This window comes from Arenibaculum pallidiluteum, assembly GCF_017355985.1.
Lineage (GTDB): Bacteria > Pseudomonadota > Alphaproteobacteria > Azospirillales > Azospirillaceae > Arenibaculum > Arenibaculum pallidiluteum.
Genome location: NZ_JAFIQU010000006.1, coordinates 145,196 through 162,567 on the forward strand (window position 1 = coordinate 145,196; position 17,372 = coordinate 162,567).

The following is a 17,372-nucleotide window of genomic DNA, read 5'->3' on the forward strand; positions in this document are numbered from 1 at the left end:
CTCCTCTTCTGGGCTCAGGCGTTCTTATGGTCTCAGGCGATGAGCCAGGGCTGGCGCTGGCGCAGCTGGGCCTCGTAGCCGTCGATCTCGGCGGCGTGCTGGAGCGTCAGCCCGATGTCGTCGAGCCCGTTCAGCAGGCAGTGCTTGCGGAAGGGCTCGACGTCGAAGGGGATCGTGCTGCCGTCGGGCCGCTCGATCACCTGCCGCTCCAGGTCGACGGTCAGGGTGGCGTTCGCGCCCTTGCGCGCGTCCTCCATGAGCTGGTCCACCTGCTCCTGCGGCAGCCTGATCGGCAGGATTCCGTTCTTGAAGCAGTTGTTGAAGAAGATGTCGGCGAAGCTGGGCGCGATCACCGCCCGGATGCCGAAGTCCAGCAGCGCCCAGGGCGCGTGCTCGCGCGAGGAGCCGCAGCCGAAGTTCTCGCCGCTCACCAGGATCTGCGCCTTGCGGTAGGCCGGCTTGTTCAGCACGAAGTCCGGGATCTCGGCGCCGTCCTGGGTGTAGCGCATCTCGTCGAAGAGGTGCTTGCCCAGGCCGGTGCGCTTGATCGTCTTCAGGAACTGCTTGGGGATGATCATGTCGGTGTCGACATTGATCATCGGCAGCGGGGCCGCGACCCCGGTCAGCGTCGTGAACTTGTCCATGTCTCGTCCTCCTCGGGGCCGTGGGCTCAGGCCAGCTGCCGAACGTCGGTCAGTCGGCCGGTGACGGCCGCCGCGGCCGCCATGGCCGGGCTCACCAGGTGGGTGCGTCCGCCGCGGCCCTGCCGGCCCTCGAAGTTGCGGTTGGAGGTCGAGGCGCAGCGCTCGCCCGGGCTCAGCTTGTCGGCGTTCATGGCCAGGCACATGGAACAGCCGGGCTCGCGCCACTCGAAGCCGGCCTCCTTGAAGACCCGGTCCAGCCCCTCGGCCTCGGCCTGCTCCTTCACGAGGCCCGAGCCCGGGACGACCAGCGCCCGCACGCCCGCCGCGACCTTCCGCCCGGAGGCGATCTCGGCGGCTGCGCGCAGGTCCTCGATCCGGCCGTTGGTGCAGGAACCGATGAAGACGGTGTCGACCTTGACCTCGCTGAGCGGCATGCCGGGCGTCAGGCCCATATAGGCCAGCGAACGCTCGACCGCGGCGCGCCTGGCGGCATCGGCCACCTGCGCGGGGTCGGGCACGGTGCCGGTGATCGGCAGCACGTCCTGCGGGCTGGTGCCCCAGGTGACCTGCGGCACGATCTCGGCCGCTTCGAGCACGACCTCCTTGTCGAAGACCGCTCCCTCGTCCGAGGGCAGCGAGCGCCAGTACTCGACGGCCTGCTCCCAGGCGCCGGCCTTGGGCGCGTAGGGGCGGCCCTTGATGTAGGCGAAGGTGGTATCGTCCGGCGCGATCAGCCCGGCCCGCGCGCCCGCCTCGATCGACATGTTGCAGACCGTCATGCGGCCTTCCATGGACAGGCCGCGGATCGCCTCGCCGGCGTATTCGATCACGTAGCCCGTGCCGCCCGCGGTGCCGATCTTCGCGATGATGGCCAGCACGATGTCCTTGGCGGTGACACCGGCCGACAGCTTGCCGTTCACGGTGATCCGCATGTTCTTCGCGGGCCGCTGCAGCAGCGTCTGGGTGGCGAGGACGTGCTCGACCTCCGAGGTGCCGATGCCGAAGGCCAGCGCGCCGAACGCGCCATGGGTCGAGGTGTGGCTGTCGCCGCACACGATGGTCATGCCCGGCAGCGTCAGCCCCTGCTCGGGCCCGGTGACGTGGACGATGCCCTGGCGGATGTCGTCCATCCCGAAATAGGTGACGCCGAAGTCCCCGGCGTTCCGCTCCAGCGTGTCGACCTGGATCCGGCTCTCCTCGTCGGCGATGCCCTTGGAGCGGTCCGTGGTCGGCACGTTGTGGTCGGCGACCGCGAAGGTCGCCTCGGGCCGGCGCAGCTTGCGCCCGGCCATGCGCAGCCCCTCGAAGGCCTGCGGACTGGTCACCTCGTGCACCAGATGGCGGTCGATGTAGAGGACGCAGGTGCCGTCCTCCTGGCGGTGGACGACGTGGCTGTCCCAGATCTTGTCGAACAGAGTGCGCGGCTTGGACATCGGACTTACCCGGCAGTGGTCACCGCCTCCGGGCGGGGCGGCGGGACCGAGAACATAGAAGAGAGCGGCTGGTCCCTCAAGGCTTAGCGAATCGCGACAGCCAGCCATGCGTTCCGTTCCTGTCGCCGGAGCGGCCGCTGCCGCAAAACTTAACACACCATGGCGTCACGAGCTTGCCGAAGCTTGCTTTCTAGACGACCTCGGCGCGCCGTTGCATGAAGCCTCGCCGGACGGCCATGATGGCCCACCCGCCGGAGTGCAGCCATGACCCCCAAGACCGTCGCCGACCTCGCCCGCTTCGGGCAGAGCCCGCGCGAGGAGATCCCCATCCGCCCGGACCCCGCCAAGGTGCTGTCCGGCGCGCCCGACCAGACGGCCTGGAACTACTTCACGGACGGCACCGGCCAGTTCTCGGCCGGGATCTGGGAAGGCAGGCCGGGGCGCTGGCGCGTCTCCTATACCGAGAGCGAGCTCTGCCACCTGCTCTCCGGCATCGTCCTGCTGCGCGACGAGGGCGGCGGCGAAGCGGTGTTCCGGGCCGGCGACACCTTCGTGGTCCCAGCGGGCTTCACTGGAAGCTGGGAGGTCGTGGAAACCGCCCGCAAGCTCTATGCGATTTTCGAGCCCACCTCCGCATGAGCCCCGGCCCGTGAGCCGCCGCCCGTGAGCGCCCCCCGCGACATCGTCCTGCAGTGGCAGCCGTCCAGCTACTACGGCTGGGGCGTCTACGGGCTGAACCTCGCCCTGCACTGGGTCGCGGACCCGGCGCTGCGCCCGCTGTGCTCGGCCCCGGCCGATCCCGCGCGGCTGGCGCTCGACCCGCTGCGGCGCCTGCGCCTCGGGCCGTTCCTCGCGGCCTCCTCCGCCTTCCAGGACAGCCTGGCGCCCCATGCTGGGACGCGCGTCCCCGTGCGCGCCGCGGTGCTGAGCGCGCTGGCCGCCGACTTCACGCCCCTGCCCTCGGCCCATGGCGTTGATCTCGCCGGCAGCCCGGACCTCGCCGCGGTCTTCTTCGAGAGCGCCGAGATCCCGCCCGACGCCGTCGAGCGCGCGCGCCGCTACCGGACCGTCGTCGCGGGATCGCGCTGGAACCGCGCGGTGCTCGACGCGCACGGCATCGGCGGACCCACGGTTCTGCAGGGGGTGGACGACACTTTGTTCCACCCGGCCCCCGTGAACCGTCCCTTCGCCGACCGCTTCCTGGTCTTCTCCGGTGGCAAGGCCGAATACCGCAAGGGCCAGGACCTGGTGATGCTGGCCTTCCGGGCCTTCGCATCCCGCCATCCCGAGGCGCTGCTGGTCACCGCCTGGCACAGCCCCTGGCCGGAGACGGCGGCCTCGCTGGGCGCCAATCCCGGCCTCGTCCCGCCGGGCTTCGACGGGCACGGGCGGATGGACGTCCGGCGCTGGGCGGCCGAGAACGGCGTGGATCCCGACCGCATCATCGACCTGGGCCAAGTCCCCAATGCCGAGATGCCGCCCCTGCTGCGCGAGATGGACGCGGCCGTCTTCCCGAACCGCTGCGAGGGCGGCACCAACCTCGTCGCCATGGAATGCATGGCCTGCGGCGTGCCGACCATCCTGGCCGACAACACCGGCCAGCGCGACCTGGTGGAGCCCGGCGCCTGCCTGCCGCTGACGCGCCAGACCTCCGTCCCCGGCCGGCCGGGCTGGGGCGAGAGCGAGGTCGAGGAGATCGTCGAGGCGCTGGAGGCCCTGCACCGCGACCGGGCGGCGGCCCGGGTCATGGGCGCGCGCGGCGCCGCGGTGCTGGCCCGCCTGTCCTGGCGCGCCCAGGCCGCAGCCCTCAGGGACGCGTTGCTGCCACTGCTCTGAGACGCAGCGCCTCGGCGATGCGGGCATAGACCCCGGCCCAGTCGCCGGGCGCCTGCTGGCGAAACAGGCGCATGGCGGGATACCAGGGGCTGTCCTCGCGCCCGAGGAACCAGCGCCAGTCCGGCACGGCCCGCAGTGCGACCCAGGTCTCGGCGCCCAGCGCACCGGCCAGATGTGCGAGCGCCGTGTCCGAGGTCACCACCAGGTCCAGCCCCGCGATCACCGCCGCCGTATCCAGGAAGGCGTCGGGCCCCGCATCGAGTCCGGGCCCGGGATCCAGCACGCCCGGCAGCAGGCTTCCCGGAGGCAGCGGCCCGCCGTCGGGCGCGCGCTGCAGGCTGACGAGGCTGAGCCCCGGAACGGCGGCCAGCGCCGACAGCGCCGCCGGCGGGACCGAGCGCGTGCCGTCGCCGACGACCTCGGGATTGCCCTGCCAAGCAAGGCCGACCCGCAGCCCCGGCAGCGCGCCGAGCCGGGCACGCCAGAGGTCGATGCGCGCGGGATCGGCCGCGAGATAGCGGTCCGGCGCGGGTATGGCCCCCGTCGTCGGCGTCAGGAAGCGCGGCACCGTCATCAGCGGGACCCATGCATCCACGGCCGGCGGCACCGCGCCGAAGCCGACGGTGCCGGAAAGCCCCGGGGCGCTGCCCAGCAGGCGCACCATGCGCTCGGGCGCCCGCAGCAGGACCTGCATTCCGGCATCGCGCAGGGGCGCGGCATAGCGCACGAACTGGATCGCATCGCCGCGCCCCTGCTCGGCAACCAGCAGGAGCCGCAGCCCGGGCACCAGCCGCCCGTCCCATTCGGGCGCGTCGATATCGGCCGAGCGGTCGACCCAGGAGGGCGTGTGCCGCCGCGCCTCGTAGAGGCGCCATCCCTCGGCAAGGCGGCCGCGCCGCAGCAGGTGCATGCCAAGGTCCTGGGCGGCGGCGGCGAGCCCCGGTTCCACCGCCAGCGCCCGGCGCAGCGGCGCCTCGGCATCCGAATGCCGCCCGAGATGCCAGAGCGCGGCGGAGGAGCCGGGATCGTGGATCAGGGCGCGGCGCAGCTCGGCCAGCGCCGCCATGGCATCGCCGCGCTGCTCCAGGATCTCGGCCCGGCGCACGCGCGCCGCGGCGAAGCCGGGCCAGACCGCCAGCAGCCGCTCCAGCGCCGCCGCCTCGTCGATCGGCAGCAGGCGCCCCACCACGGCACGCAGCGCGGCCTCGTCAGCGGGGTCCCCTCCGGCGGCGATCCGGGCGACCAGCCGGTCCGCCTCGGCGAGCAGGGCGGCGATCGGGGGGGCGGCCGCATCGTCGGCCCGTGGCTCTCTGCCGCTTTCCATCCCCATGGAATGCCAGGGATCCAGGCCCTGCCGCAAGGCCGCTCCGCGTCTCGGGGTCTTGCGGGGGCCGGAGGGATCAGGCCGCGAGTGATCAGGCTCCGAGTGATCAGGCCCCGAGTCATCAGGTCAGGCGGCGCTCGGTCAGCAGCAGGCGTAGGGCGAAGCCCAGGAAGAGCACCCCGGCGAGCCCGTCGAGCGCCGCGCGCAGCTTGGCGCTGGCGAGCGCCCGGCGCGCGGCGCTGGCGGCCAGCGCGGCGATCGCGACGAAGTAGAGGGCGCCCATGGCCGACAGGATCACGCCCAGCAGGAAGATCTGCAGCGGCACCCGGCCAAGGTCGGAATCCACGAATTGCGGCACGAAGGCGAGCTGGAACAGGATCACCTTGGCGTTCAGCAGGTTCGTGAACAGCGCGTGGGTGAAGATCCGGCCGGCCGGTGGCGGCACAAGGCCCGCATCGCCGCCGCCCGCGCGCCAGCCCTGCACGGCCGCGCGCAGCGCCCTGGCGCCGATCCAGGCGAGATAGGCCGCGCCCGCCACGCGCAGCAGGTCGAAGAGTATGGGCGAGGCCGCGATCAGCGCCGAGATCCCGGCAGCGGCCAGCAGCGAGTGGAGGATGTTGCCCAGGGTGATGCCGGCCGTCGCGATCAGCCCGGACTCGCGCCCGCCGGCGATGCTGCGCGTCAGGACCAGCAGCGTGTCGGGCCCGGGCACCAGGACCAGGAGCACGACGGCGGCGAGATAGAGGCCCAGGAGATGCGGGTCGAGCGGCATGGAGGGGAGACTAGCCCCGCGACGCCCGCGTCGCGAGATCGAAGATCCTCCTGGCGCCGGGCGAATGCAGGCCGATCGGGAACGGCCGCCGCTTTCGGCCATTGGCAGCAGAAACGGCCCGGCCGCCGGGCGAGTGGAGATCGAAGCCATGGCAGAGCAGATTCCCCTTCCGCCCGAGGCGAGCGCGGTCGACCCGGCGCTGGATGCCGCGCGGCGGGATCACACCCACGAGATCGCGCCCGACCTCGCCTACCGGCGCCTCGGCATCGTCAACGTGGTGTTCTACGGCGCGAGCGGCGCGGGGGACCGGAACTGGGTGCTGATCGACGCCGGGATCCACGGCACCAAGGGCTTCATCAAAAGCGCCGCGGCGGAGCGCTTCGGCGAGGGTGCCCGCCCTTCCGCCATCGTGATGACCCACGGCCATTTCGACCACATCGGCGCCCTGGAAGACTTGGCCGCCGAATGGGACGTGCCGGTCTACGCCCATGTGCTCGAGCATCCCTATCTCGACGGCAGCGCGGCCTATCCTCCGGGCGACCCGTCGGTCGGCGGCGGCGCCATGGCGGCGCTGGCGCGGCTCTATCCCCGCGGCCCCGTGAACGTGGGCGGCCGCCTTCGTGCCCTGCCGGAGGACGGCAGCATTCCCTACATGCCGGGCTGGCGCTGGATCCACACGCCGGGTCACAGCGTCGGCCATGTCTCGCTCTGGCGCGAGGCCGACAGGACGATCGTCGCGGGCGATGCCTTCGTGACCACGGGGCAGGAGTCCGCCTATGCCGTCGCCGTGCAGCGGGCCGAGATGCACGGCCCGCCCATGTACTACACGGTCGAGTGGGACAAGGCGAGGGAGTCCGTCCGCCGCCTCGCGGCGCTGGAGCCCGAGCTCGCGGTCACCGGTCACGGCGTGGCCATGCACGGCCCCGAGATGCGCGCCGCCCTGCATCGCCTGGCCGACGGGTTCGACGCCATCGCCGTGCCGAAGCAGGGCCGCTATCTCGCGAGCCCCGCCCGGGCGGAGGACGGCAGCGCCTATGTCCGGAAGGGCGCTTAGCTCGAGCTTTCGGAGCGGCTGCGCCGCGGTACGGCCGCTACAGGCCGATCCACATCACCAGCAGCATGAGCATCGCGCCGATGGACACCGCGCCGGCGAAGCCGCCACGGGAGATGACGGCTTCGCCGAGCGCCGAACGCGCGACGAGCACGGAGACCGGGAGATAGAGGATCGCCGCCGTAACCAGGCCCGGGGAATAGCGGGCGTACGGGACGGTGGTGACGACGTGGAAGACGAAGTTCCAGAACAGGTTCCCGCTGGCCCAGCACAGCAGGGCGAAGGTCGCCGGAACCGACGGGCGCAATGACGCCCAGGCCGTCAGGCTCAGCAGGATCGCCATGAAGAGCGCGTTGTTGGCGAGGAATGCGCTGCCCGTCATGGATCCGCCGAGCGTCTGCGAGACCCATCCGGGAAAGCCTGTCGTGTATTCCTCGACGATGTGGATCGCGAAGGCCGCAGGCATCAGCCAGACGAGCCTGTGGAAACCCGGCGAGCGCTGTGCAACGGCAGCGGACACGCTCCTCCTCCCGGCACACCGACGACGTCGCCCGTTAAGTTAGGGCAATTTTGCGGCTTGCTCTACCCACCTGCATCAAGCCCCACCTCGGCGGCGCGGCGCCGGTCTATCGCACCGGCGCCCCGATCCGGCGCATGATCGCCTTCTCGCATTCGAGCATCGCGAACAGCAGAACGCCGGTCGCGAGCACCGGCCCCCCGTCGGCCACGCCCACGGGGCGCGTCGCGAACAGCGCGCCCATGAACGGCGCGTAGGTGAACACGATCTGCAGGGCCGTCACGGTCGCCACCGCGATCAGGACCGGCCGGGTCCCGAGCACGCCCCGCAGGGTCAGCGACGACGCGCGCATATAGCGCACGCTGAACAAGTAGAAGACCTCCATCACGACCAGCGTGTTGACCGCGATCGTCCGGGCGGTCGCGTCGTCGGCGCCGCGCCAGCGCGCCAGCTCGAACAGGCCGAAGATGCCTGCGGTCATCAGCAGCGCGACGAAGGCGATCCGCCAGATCAGGAATGGCGACAGCAGGGGTTCGCCGGGGGCCCGCGGCGGACGGTTCATGACGTCGCGCTCCGCCGGCTCGAACGCCAGCGACAGAGCGAGGCCGATCGAGCTGACCATGTTCACCCACAGGATCTGCAGCGGCGTGATCGGCAGCGTCAGGCCGGCAAGGATGGCGACGACGACGCTCAGCGATTCGCCGCCGTTGATCGGCAGGAGGAAGACGATCGCCTTCCTGAGATTGTCGTAGACCGTCCGCCCCTCGTGCACGGCCTGGGCGATGGAGGCGAAGTTGTCGTCGGCCAGCACCATCCCGGCCGCCTCCTTGGCCGCTTCCGTCCCCTTCTGCCCCATGGCCACGCCGACATCCGCGCGCTTCAGTGCGGGCGCGTCGTTCACGCCGTCCCCGGTCATGGCGACGACCTGCCCGCGTCCCTGCAGGACCTGAACAAGGCGCAGCTTGTGCTCCGGGCTGGCCCGGGCGAAGACGTCCACATCGGGCGCCAGCTCGGCCAGCGCCGCGTCGTCGAGCGCCTCGACCTCGGAGCCGGTCAGGGTGGCGGACGGATTCTGGAGGCCGATCTGCGCGGCGATGGCCGAGGCCGTGACCGCGTGGTCGCCGGTGATCATCTTCACACGGATCCCGGCGGCGCGGCAGGCGCGCACCGCCTCCACAGCCTCCTCGCGCGGCGGGTCGATCATGCCGACCAGGCCGAGCAGCACGAGCCCGCCCGCCACGTCGTCGAAGCGCAGGTCGCGCCGGCCCGGCGGCGCGGGCTTCGCCGCGACCGCCAGGACACGCTGGCCCTGCGCGGCAAGGTCCTGGACCCGTGCCTTCCAGAACTTCGGATCCACGGGGCGCTCCCCTTCCGGGCCCCGCTCGGCCGAGCACATCTCGACGAGCCGCTCCGGGGCACCCTTCACGTAGATGACGCCGCGGCCTTGATGGTCGTGGTGCAGCGTCGCCATGAAGCGGTGCTCGCTCTCGAACGGGATGAGATCGGTGCGCGGCAGATTCCGGCTCTCCGCATCCAGGTCGATCCCGGCCTTGAAGGCGAGCACGAGCAGGGCCCCTTCCATCGGATCGCCCTCGACCGACCAGCCACTGCCGCCCCGGCGCAGGACGGCATCGTTGCACAGCGCGGCGGCGCGTGCGAGTTCGACCAATGCCGGATGTTCGTCGGGCAGGCGCTCGCGCCCTTCGAGGACGAAGCCGCCATGCGGCTCGTAACCGACGCCGCCGACCTCGAAGACCCGCCCTTCTGTTGCGACCGAGCGCACGGTCATCTCGTTCCGGGTCAGTGTGCCGGTCTTGTCCGTGCAGATGACGGAGACGGATCCCAGCGTCTCGACGGCCGGCAGCCGGCGGATGATCGCGTTCCGGCGTGCCATGCGCTGCACGCCGATCGCGAGCGTGATGGTCAGGATGGCCGGAAGACCTTCGGGGATGGCCGCAACCGCAAGGCTCACCACCGCCATGAACAGGTCCGCGGCGTCGTAGCCGTGGACCAGCAGGCCGAAGCCGAAGACCAGCGCCGCTGCCGTCAGCACGAAGACGGTCAAGGTGCCGGCAAACCCCGCCATCTGGCGGAGCAGCGGCGTCTCCATGCCCTCGAGCGCCGCCATCATGCCGCTGATGCGGCCGATCTCGGTCGCCGGGCCGGTCGCGACCACGACCCCGCGGCCCTGTCCGTGCGTCACCAGCGTGCCGGAGAAGGTCATGGAGCTGCGGTCGCCCAGCGGCGCGCCGGCCGCGACCGGATCGGCTCCCTTCGCGACGGGGACCGACTCGCCGGTCAGGGCCGCCTCCTGGACGTGCAGATTCCTGACCCAGACGAGCCGCAGGTCGGCTGGCACCTTGTCGCCGGGCTCCAGAAGGACGAGATCCCCGGGAACGAGATCCTCGGCGGGGATCGCGGCGCGTCGCCCGCCGCGCAGCACGGTGGCGCTGGCCGAGAGCATCCGGCGAATGGCGCCCAGCGCCTGTTCGGCCTTGCCCTCCTGAACGAAACCCACGCCCGCGTTGAGCACGCATACCGCCAGGATGACGGCGGCATCCGTCCAGTGGCCGAGAGCCCCGGTGAGCGCCGCGGCGCCCAGCAGCACCCGGATCAGGAGATTGTTGAACTGGGCGAGGAAACGCGCCACGGGGCCGCGCGTCCTCGGCGTCGGCAGGCTGTTGCGCCCGAAGCGCCTCCGACGCCCCTCGATCTCGGCGGGATCCAGGCCGTCCTGCGGGGTCCCGAGTCGCCTCTGGGCCTCCGCGGCAGCGACGGCGTGCCACGCCGGGGGCTCCGCTGCGGGGCTCGCGACCGTGTCGGGGGCTGGGTCATCGGGGTTCATCAGCCTGTCCACGGGCATGCCGGACCTCGCGTCATCTATCCCCCCATCCCGCGAATACCCGTCCTCTACAGCGCGTATCGCTCCATCGGCGCCGAAACGACGCTGTCCCAGCCGAGCTCACGGACGATCCGGGCCTGCAGCGCCTCGGATGCCGAGGGCTCGCCATGGACCACGAAGACCCGCCGCGGCGGACGGCGGAAGCCCGAGAGCCAGCGGACAAGCTCGTCCGAATCGGCATGGGCCGAGAGCATGGGCAGGTCGGCGATCTCGGCGCGGATGGGGATCCACTGCCCGTGGATCTTCACCTCGCGCGCGCCGCGGAGCATGTCGCGCCCGCGCGTGCCTTCGGCCTGGAAGCCCGAGAAGAGGATCATGTTCTTCGGATCGGGAGCGAAGGCCTTGAGGTGATGCAGGACGCGGCCATCGGTCGCCATGCCGCTCGCCGACAGGATCACCTTGGGTACCGGACTCGCACTCAGGGCCTTCGATTGGGCGGCCTCCCGGACGTAGCTGGCGGTCTCGGACACGGCAGCGCAGACCGCGGGCGGCAGCCGGTGCTCGTCGCGATGGACACGCAGAAGCTCGCCCGCGCTGATCGCCATTGGGCTGTCGACATAGATCGGCACCCGGCGGAGGCGGCCGGCCTGCCTCAGCTTCCAGAGCGTGTGGAGCAGCGACTGGGCCCGACCGACAGCGAAGGTCGGGATGACCACGGTGCCGCCGCGCGCGACCGTGCGCTCCACCGCGCTGCCGATCGCTTCGGCCGCGTCCCTGTCCCCGTGCACGCGGTCGCCGTAGGTGGACTCGATGATGACGTAGTCGGCCTCGGCAACGGGCTCGGGATCGAGCATCACCTCGTCGCCGTAGCGGCCGAGATCGCCCGAGAAGACCAGCGTGGTGCCCTGCCAGCGGATCTCCGCGCTGGCCGCCCCCAGGATGTGCCCAGCCGGCCGCAGCTTGAGCCTGGCACCGCCCGGCAGGTCGGTCTCGGCGTGCATCTCCACCGGCGAGAAGCGCTCGAGCGCCAGCTCGGCCTCGCGGACTCCGTAGAGCGGCAGGGCCGGATGGTGCTTCGAGAACCCCTTGCGGTTCGCGTATTCCGCGTCCTTCTCCTGCAGGTGGCCGCTGTCCCGCAGGATGATCCCGGCGAGGTCCCGGGTGGCGCGGCTGGCATAGATCCTGCCGCGGTATCCCTCGCGCACCAGCTTGGGAAGATAGCCGGAGTGATCGAGATGGGCATGGGTGAGCACGACCGCGTCGATATGGCCGGGATCGATCGGGAATGGGCCCCAGTTCCGTTCGCGGAGATTCTTGAGCCCCTGGAACAGGCCGCAATCGACCAGCAGACGGTGCCCGCCCGAATCCAGGAGGTGCTTGGAACCCGTGACCGTGCCGGCGCCGCCCAGGCTCGTCAGATCCAGCATGCGATGAGTTCCTTCCTCAGGCCTGCATGACGACGGGGCCGCTCGCGTGCGCCGGTTCCGATGCCGACCATTGGAAAGCGCGCAAGCCGCGTCAGACATCCGCTCCTGCGAACATACGAGTTGGGAGCCGCTATCCGTTGATTCAGGTCAATCCCGGTCCCGTGGCCCCAGTCCCGCGGCATGCGGCCGGCCCATGGACCCTCCGGCCAAGTCTCGGCCGTCCCCGTCGCCGTACCGGTAGAGCACATGCGCGCGAAGAGGATGACCCTGCGGAAGAAGCGGATGATCGAAGTCGTCGTCTTCCGAGTGCCTCATGCCGAGCCGCTCCATCACGCGTCTCGAACGCTGGTTCGCCGGCACCGTGAAGGATACGACCTCCCGCAGGCCGAGACTGCCGAAGGCGAAATCCAAGGCCCGGCTCGCCGCCTCCGTCGCGAGCCCCTGGCCCCAATAGCCGCGGTCCAGCCGCCAGCCGATTTCCACGCAAGGCGTGAAATGCGCCTCGAACCGTGGAATCGACAACCCGACGAAACCGATGAAGTCTGCGCGGCCCGGAACTTCGACGGCCCACAGGCCGAAGCCATGCGCCGCGAAATGGTCGCGGATGCGCGCGGCAAAGGCATCGCTCTCGGGCCGCTCGAGCAGCTTTGGGAGGTGCTCCATGACGACCGGGTCACCATTGATCGCATGGAAGGGCGCAAGGTCCGCATCCCGCCATCTGCGCAGCAACAGCCGTGGCGTGCTCAGCTCCGGGCAGTCGCTCCATACCTGATGACCTGCTTGCATGCCGTGAGATGTAGCCGCCCTTCCGGTGATCCGGAAGAACCTGCCATTCAGTCGCCCATTCAGTCGCGGCTGCCGGCGGCCGCGCGTTCCGGCACCGCGCCGTAGCGGTTACCGCGGGCGCCTGATTGCGGCGGGCCGGCGGCCATGAATAATCGTCCGGACGGCGCTTCGGCCGGGCTGCGATCGGGACCCGCCATGAATGACGCGCGTGCCGCCAGGGATGCCGGCGATGGGGAGCTGTGCGGCGACGACGAGCTCGGATACCTGCGCTGCCGCACGCCTTTCGCCCCAGGCGCCGGCCTCGTCCTGGACGAGGCCTACCGGCTGGCCCACCTGCCGCTGGTGGCACCCGGCCATCCCGGCGTGATCGCCACCTGGCCGGGCCGGCCCTATGCCATGGGCCGGCACCCGCGCAGCTACTCGCTGGTTCTGCCGGTCCCGGGCGAGGCGCTGGCGCGCTCGGACGCCTATTGCGCCCTCGAGGCCGAGCTGCGCGCCGCGCCATTCGCGTCCAAGATCGCCTGGGACATCCTTCCGCGCCGCCTGCCCGTGCTGCACGCGACGCTGTGCGGAGGGCTGGGCGCGGAGGAGCCGCCACAGCTCCCTCCCGCGGCGCTGTCAGCGATCGCGGGGATCGGGCCGATTGCGGTGGAGCTGCGCGGGATCTTCTCGGGCGACGTAAACCTGGGTCGGCTATACCTGCGCGCCTATCCCGCGCGCAGGGCGGGCGCAAACCCGTTCCGGCGCATCCAGGCGCTGCTGGGCCGGCGCGAATCCGACCTCCACCTCGTCGGCGTCTTCAACCTGACGGACGATCTCGATCCCGCCGAGGCGGAGGCTCTGGGCGCCCTGATCGCCCGCTGGTGGGACCGCCCGCTGCTCCGCTTCGAGGCCGAGGCGCTGTGGCTGCTGGGCGCCGAGGACGACCTGGTGCTGGAAGGGTCGGTCGAGGCGGCGATCCCGCTGGCGTGACGCGCATAGTAGCGTAATGCGGGGCGCCAACGCGAAAACCCGCCCGGCCTTGCGGCCGGGCGGGTCCGATGACGCGCGGAGCGGAAGGGGCCTTACTCGGCCGCTTCGACGGCCTTGCCCAGGCCGCGGCCGGTGGTGCGCTCGACGATGCGGGCAGCCTTGCCGCGCAGCTCGCGCAGGTAGTACAGCTTGGCGCGGCGCACGCGGCCCTTGCGGACCAGCTCGATCGAGTCGATGCGCGGGCTGTAGAGCGGGAAGATACGCTCGACGCCCTCGCCGTAGCTGATCTTGCGGACGGTGAAGGAGGAGTGCAGGCCCCGGTTCTTGCGGGCGATCACGACGCCCTCGTAGGCCTGGACGCGCTCGCGCTGGCCTTCGACGACCTTCACGTTCACGCGGATGGTGTCGCCCGGAGAGAACTCCGGGATGTCCTTGTCGGCGGAGAGCTTCTCGATCTGCTCCGCCTCGATCTGCTGCAGCATGTTCATCGCACTATCCCTCAATCGTCGCGGTGCGCCGTCCCGGCGGACCGAGTTCCTTCACCAGCCTGTTCCCCACGCCCGCGCCGCTTGCGCGGACGGTCGCGCTGCTCGGCCGCGCGGCGCTCGGCGTACGGGGTCCACAGGTCGGGACGTCGGTCCCGTGTGATCCCCTCCGCCTGCTCGAGCCGCCAGGCCCTGACCTTCTCGTGGTGGCCGGAGAGCAGCACCTCCGGCACCCGGCGGCCTTCCCATTCGGCAGGCCGCGTATAGTGGGGATACTCCAGCAATCCCCGCTCGAAGCTCTCTTCGCCGGCGGTCTCCTCGTTGCCCATCACCCCGGGCAGGAGGCGCACCACCGCGTCCATCAACACCAGCGCCGCGGGCTCGCCGCCCGACAGGACATAGTCCCCGACGCTGACCTCCTCGAGCCGGCGCTTCTCCAGCACCCGCTCGTCCACCCCCTCGTAGCGGCCGCAGAGCAGCGTGACCGCCGGCTCCGCCGCCAGCTCCCGCACCAGGTCCTGGTCCAGGAGCCGCCCGCGGGGCGAGAGATACAGCGCCCTTCCCGGCCCGGCGGCGTCCAGCGCCGCGTCGAGCACGTCGGGCCGCATCACCATGCCGGGGCCGCCGCCGAAGGGGGCATCGTCGACGGAGCGGTGTTTATCGCGCGCGAAGGCGCGAATGTCCACCGTTTCCAGCGCCCAGACCCCGTCCTTCAGCGCCTTTCCGGCCAAGCTGTGACCCAAAGGGCCCGGGAACATCTCGGGGAACAGGGTCACGACGATCGCGGTCCAGGGCCTGCGCGGCCCCTCCGCCCCGATCATTCCCGATCCCCCGGCCCGCCCCGCGTTCCCTCGCCCCCAGCTCCGGCGCCCCCAGCCTCGGCGCGCTCCTCGGCCGTGGGCTCGTCCAGGAACCCCGCCGGCGGGTCGATCACCACGCGGCCCGCCTTGAGCTCGACCACCGGCACCGCCGCCCGGGTGAAGGGCAACATCACCGTGCGGCCGGTGGCCATCCGGATCTCCAGCAGGTCCCCGGCACCGAAGTCATGGACCGCCAGCACCGTCCCGAAGGTTTCCCCGTCGACCGTCTCAGCCCGAAGGCCGATCAGGTCGGCATGGTAGAACTCGTCCTCCTCGGGCTCGGGAAGCACGGCCCGGTCCACGAAGAGCGATACCCCCCGCAGCGCCGCGGCCTGGTCCCGGTCGGAGACGCCCTCGACCTGGGCGATCCACTGGTCGCCCGCGGCCGAGAGCAGCCTGACCCTGAAGCTGCGCCGCCCCGACTGGTCGGTCAGCGGCCCATACTCCGCAACCGCGGCGGGATCGGCGGTGAAGCTCCGGAGCTTGACCAGGCCGCGGACGCCGTGGGCGCCCGTGATCTGGCCGACGCAAACCCGGTTCGACGCGGTCATGGCGGCGGCCGGGTCCGCGCGTTACTCGCCGGCTTCGGCGGCCGCCGCGGCGCGGTCGGCCTCGATCTTCGCGCGCTCCTGGGCCTTGGCCTTGGGGGCGGACTTCTTCGGCGTCTCGTTGTAGGACGGCTTGGCGACCAGGCCGGCATCGCCCAGGAAGCGGGCGACGCGATCGGTCGCGACGGCGCCGACGCCGATCCAGTGCTTGAGACGCTCGCTCTTCAGCGTGATGCGCTCGGGATGGTCCTTCGCCAGCATCGGGTTGTATGTCCCGACCTTCTCGATGAAGCGGCCGTCGCGCGGGCTGCGCGAATCGGCGATCACGATCGAGTAGAAGGGGCGCTTCTTGGCGCCGCCACGGGCGAGACGGATCTTCAGCGACATGGTTCGAACTCTCCTCGGTACTGTCGTCGGTTGGAAATCTGCAATGGATAGAGGCCGGCTCAGCGCCTCAGGCCCGGCGGCAGCAGGCCTGACAGCCCCTGTCGCATCAGGCCCTTGGTGCCGAGCTTCTTCATCTTCTTCATCATCCCCTGCATGTCGTCGAACTGCTTCAGCAGCTTGTTGACGTCCTGCACGGTGGTGCCCGAGCCCAGCGCGATGCGCCGCTTTCGGGCAGCCTTGATGATCTCGGGCCGCTTGCGCTCGCCCTTGGTCATGGACGAGATGATGGCCTCCTGGCGCTTCAGGATACCCTCGTCGATGTTGGCGCCCTTGAGCTGCTCCTTGATCTTGCCGATCCCGGGCAGCAGGCCGAGCATCCCGCCCATGCCGCCCATCTTGCGGATCTGGCGGAGCTGCGAGGCGTAGTCGTCGAGATCGAAGCCGCCCTTCTCGAGCTTGCGGGCGAGCTTCTCGGCCTCCTCCCGGTCGATGCTCTCGGCCGCCTTCTCGACCAGGCTGACCACGTCGCCCATGCCGAGGATGCGGCCGGCGATCCGGTCCGGATGGAAGTTCTCGAGCGCGTCGACCTTCTCGCCGGTGCCCAGCAGCTTGATCGGGCGACCGGTGATCTCGCGCATGGACAGCGCGGCGCCGCCGCGGGCATCGCCGTCGATGCGGGTCATCACGATGCCCGTGATGCCGACCCTGTCCTGGAAGTTGGTGGCGACCGTGACGGCGTCCTGGCCGGTCATCGCGTCGACCACCAGCAGCGTCTCGTGCGGGGTCACCGCGTCGCGCACCGCGGCGACCTCGGCCATCAGCTCGTCGTCGATGGCGAGCCGCCCCGCGGTATCCAGCATCACCACGTCGTAGCCGCCGGTGCGGCCCGCCTGCATGGCGCGCTTGGCGATCTCGACAGGCTGCTGGCCGGGGACGATCGGAAGGGTGTCGACGCCGGTCTGCTCGCCCAGGATGCGGAGCTGCTCCTGCGCGGCCGGGCGGCGGACGTCCAGCGAGGCCATCAGGACCTTGCGGCGCTCGCGGCTCTTCAGGCGCAGGGCGATCTTGGCGGTGGTGGTGGTCTTGCCCGAGCCCTGAAGGCCGACCATCAGGACCGGCACCGGGGCCAGCGCGTTCAGGTCTATGCCCTGGCTCTCGCCGCCCAGCATCTCGACCAGACGGTCGTGGACGATCTTCACGACCTGCTGGCCCGGCGTCACCGAGCGCAGGACCTCCTGGCCGACCGCCCGCTCGCGGACGTCGGTTACGAACTTCTTGACGACCGGCAGCGCCACGTCGGCCTCGAGCAGGGCGACGCGGACCTCGCGCAGCGCGGCGGAGACGTCCTCCTCGCTCAGCGCGCCGCGGCGGCGCAGCCGGTCGAAGATGTCCCCCAGGCGGCCTGTCAGGCTGTCGAACATGGCGGTCCAGCGGTTGCGGTGTCGCCCCCGCGCCGGAAAAGCCTTGCGCCAAAACGGAAACGCGCCA

17 protein-coding genes are annotated in these 17,372 nt (G+C 71.1%); 4 read left to right on the plus strand and 13 right to left on the minus strand.

Annotated elements, in window-relative coordinates; all coding sequences use genetic code 11:
* Nucleotides 1-32: 32 nt before the first annotated feature.
* Nucleotides 33-644, minus strand: a complete 612-nt coding sequence (gene leuD, locus JUB13_RS14515) for a 3-isopropylmalate dehydratase small subunit (RefSeq protein WP_207480099.1) — start codon at nt 642-644, stop codon at nt 33-35.
* A 26-nt stretch (nt 645-670) separates the two neighbouring features.
* Nucleotides 671-2,077 carry a 3-isopropylmalate dehydratase large subunit gene (leuC, locus tag JUB13_RS14520; protein ID WP_207480101.1) on the minus strand — a complete coding sequence of 469 codons (1,407 nt, stop codon included), beginning with the start codon at nt 2,075-2,077 and terminating at the stop codon, nt 671-673.
* 264 nt (nt 2,078-2,341) lie between these two features.
* Between leuC and JUB13_RS14525 the strand changes: the two genes are divergently transcribed.
* Both JUB13_RS14525 and JUB13_RS32040 read left to right on the plus strand, forming a co-directional pair.
* The gene (locus tag JUB13_RS14525; protein ID WP_207480103.1) at nt 2,342-2,716 is read left to right on the plus strand and encodes a cupin domain-containing protein; all 375 of its coding nucleotides are present in this window, start codon (nt 2,342-2,344) and stop codon (nt 2,714-2,716) included.
* Between the two features lie 24 nt (nt 2,717-2,740).
* A complete protein-coding gene (locus JUB13_RS32040; protein ID WP_207480105.1) occupies nt 2,741-3,913 on the plus strand; it encodes a glycosyltransferase family 4 protein in 1,173 nt (390 codons plus the stop codon).
* On the opposite strand, the gene JUB13_RS14535 is transcribed toward JUB13_RS32040, so the two are convergent.
* A complete protein-coding gene (locus JUB13_RS14535; RefSeq protein WP_207480107.1) occupies nt 3,885-5,273 on the minus strand; it encodes a tetratricopeptide repeat protein in 1,389 nt (462 codons plus the stop codon). The two genes, JUB13_RS32040 and JUB13_RS14535, sit on opposite strands and share 29 nt — an antisense overlap.
* An 85-nt stretch (nt 5,274-5,358) precedes the next feature.
* Nucleotides 5,359-6,009 (minus strand): LysE family transporter, encoded by a 651-nt coding sequence (locus JUB13_RS14540; RefSeq protein WP_207480108.1) that lies wholly within the window; start codon nt 6,007-6,009, stop codon nt 5,359-5,361.
* Nucleotides 6,010-6,157: 148 nt separating this feature from the next.
* Between JUB13_RS14540 and JUB13_RS14545 the strand changes: the two genes are divergently transcribed.
* Complete coding sequence (locus JUB13_RS14545; RefSeq protein ID WP_207480110.1) at nt 6,158-7,063, plus strand: MBL fold metallo-hydrolase; 906 nt, start codon at nt 6,158-6,160, stop codon at nt 7,061-7,063.
* A gap of 37 nt (nt 7,064-7,100) precedes the next feature.
* Here the strand turns inward: JUB13_RS14545 and JUB13_RS14550 are convergent, their stop codons facing one another.
* From JUB13_RS14550 to JUB13_RS14565, 4 genes are all read right to left on the minus strand, one after another.
* Nucleotides 7,101-7,580, minus strand: coding sequence for an HXXEE domain-containing protein (locus JUB13_RS14550; protein WP_207480112.1), 480 nt, complete (start codon nt 7,578-7,580; stop codon nt 7,101-7,103).
* A gap of 106 nt (nt 7,581-7,686) precedes the next feature.
* Nucleotides 7,687-10,440, minus strand: coding sequence for a cation-transporting P-type ATPase (locus JUB13_RS14555; protein WP_236024950.1), 2,754 nt, complete (start codon nt 10,438-10,440; stop codon nt 7,687-7,689).
* Between the two features lie 47 nt (nt 10,441-10,487).
* Nucleotides 10,488-11,846 carry an MBL fold metallo-hydrolase RNA specificity domain-containing protein gene (locus tag JUB13_RS14560; RefSeq protein ID WP_207480114.1) on the minus strand — a complete coding sequence of 453 codons (1,359 nt, stop codon included), beginning with the start codon at nt 11,844-11,846 and terminating at the stop codon, nt 10,488-10,490.
* Nucleotides 11,847-11,993: 147 nt separating this feature from the next.
* The gene (locus JUB13_RS14565) at nt 11,994-12,632 is read right to left on the minus strand and encodes a GNAT family N-acetyltransferase (protein ID WP_207480116.1); all 639 of its coding nucleotides are present in this window, start codon (nt 12,630-12,632) and stop codon (nt 11,994-11,996) included.
* Nucleotides 12,633-12,827: 195 nt separating this feature from the next.
* Between JUB13_RS14565 and JUB13_RS14570 the strand changes: the two genes are divergently transcribed.
* On the plus strand, nt 12,828-13,604 hold the full coding sequence (locus JUB13_RS14570; RefSeq protein ID WP_207480118.1) for a hypothetical protein: 777 nt from the start codon (nt 12,828-12,830) through the stop codon (nt 13,602-13,604).
* 92 nt (nt 13,605-13,696) lie between these two features.
* Here the strand turns inward: JUB13_RS14570 and rplS are convergent, their stop codons facing one another.
* From rplS to ffh, 5 genes are read right to left on the minus strand one after another with little or no spacing between them, the layout of a single operon-like run.
* Nucleotides 13,697-14,092, minus strand: coding sequence for a 50S ribosomal protein L19 (rplS, locus tag JUB13_RS14575; protein WP_328702936.1), 396 nt, complete (start codon nt 14,090-14,092; stop codon nt 13,697-13,699).
* An 11-nt stretch (nt 14,093-14,103) separates the two neighbouring features.
* Complete coding sequence (gene trmD, locus JUB13_RS14580; RefSeq protein WP_207480120.1) at nt 14,104-14,910, minus strand: tRNA (guanosine(37)-N1)-methyltransferase TrmD; 807 nt, start codon at nt 14,908-14,910, stop codon at nt 14,104-14,106.
* On the minus strand, nt 14,907-15,500 hold the full coding sequence (gene rimM, locus JUB13_RS14585) for a ribosome maturation factor RimM (protein ID WP_207480122.1): 594 nt from the start codon (nt 15,498-15,500) through the stop codon (nt 14,907-14,909). The genes trmD and rimM overlap by 4 nt, the downstream gene beginning before the upstream one ends.
* Before the next feature lie 21 nt (nt 15,501-15,521).
* Complete coding sequence (gene rpsP, locus JUB13_RS14590; RefSeq protein WP_207480124.1) at nt 15,522-15,884, minus strand: 30S ribosomal protein S16; 363 nt, start codon at nt 15,882-15,884, stop codon at nt 15,522-15,524.
* A gap of 59 nt (nt 15,885-15,943) precedes the next feature.
* Nucleotides 15,944-17,305 carry a signal recognition particle protein gene (ffh, locus tag JUB13_RS14595; protein ID WP_207480126.1) on the minus strand — a complete coding sequence of 454 codons (1,362 nt, stop codon included), beginning with the start codon at nt 17,303-17,305 and terminating at the stop codon, nt 15,944-15,946.
* Nucleotides 17,306-17,372: the final 67 nt, after the last annotated feature.

What these genes read in the sequence shown, in the direction of transcription:
- rimM (WP_207480122.1), bottom strand. Translation starts at nt 15,500, where the DNA reads ATGACCGCGTCGAACCGGGTTTGCGTCGGCCAGATCACGGGCGCCCAC.
- JUB13_RS14540 (WP_207480108.1), bottom strand. Translation starts at nt 6,009, where the DNA reads ATGCCGCTCGACCCGCATCTCCTGGGCCTCTATCTCGCCGCCGTCGTG.
- JUB13_RS14560 (WP_207480114.1), bottom strand. Translation starts at nt 11,846, where the DNA reads ATGCTGGATCTGACGAGCCTGGGCGGCGCCGGCACGGTCACGGGTTCC.
- rpsP (WP_207480124.1), bottom strand. Translation starts at nt 15,884, where the DNA reads ATGTCGCTGAAGATCCGTCTCGCCCGTGGCGGCGCCAAGAAGCGCCCC.
- rplS (WP_328702936.1), bottom strand. Translation starts at nt 14,092, where the DNA reads ATGAACATGCTGCAGCAGATCGAGGCGGAGCAGATCGAGAAGCTCTCC.
- leuD (WP_207480099.1), bottom strand. Translation starts at nt 644, where the DNA reads ATGGACAAGTTCACGACGCTGACCGGGGTCGCGGCCCCGCTGCCGATG.
- leuC (WP_207480101.1), bottom strand. Translation starts at nt 2,077, where the DNA reads ATGTCCAAGCCGCGCACTCTGTTCGACAAGATCTGGGACAGCCACGTC.
- trmD (WP_207480120.1), bottom strand. Translation starts at nt 14,910, where the DNA reads ATGATCGGGGCGGAGGGGCCGCGCAGGCCCTGGACCGCGATCGTCGTG.
- JUB13_RS14555 (WP_236024950.1), bottom strand. Translation starts at nt 10,440, where the DNA reads ATGCCCGTGGACAGGCTGATGAACCCCGATGACCCAGCCCCCGACACG.
- JUB13_RS14525 (WP_207480103.1), top strand. Translation starts at nt 2,342, where the DNA reads ATGACCCCCAAGACCGTCGCCGACCTCGCCCGCTTCGGGCAGAGCCCG.
- JUB13_RS14570 (WP_207480118.1), top strand. Translation starts at nt 12,828, where the DNA reads ATGAATGACGCGCGTGCCGCCAGGGATGCCGGCGATGGGGAGCTGTGC.
- JUB13_RS14545 (WP_207480110.1), top strand. Translation starts at nt 6,158, where the DNA reads ATGGCAGAGCAGATTCCCCTTCCGCCCGAGGCGAGCGCGGTCGACCCG.
- ffh (WP_207480126.1), bottom strand. Translation starts at nt 17,305, where the DNA reads ATGTTCGACAGCCTGACAGGCCGCCTGGGGGACATCTTCGACCGGCTG.
- JUB13_RS14565 (WP_207480116.1), bottom strand. Translation starts at nt 12,632, where the DNA reads ATGCAAGCAGGTCATCAGGTATGGAGCGACTGCCCGGAGCTGAGCACG.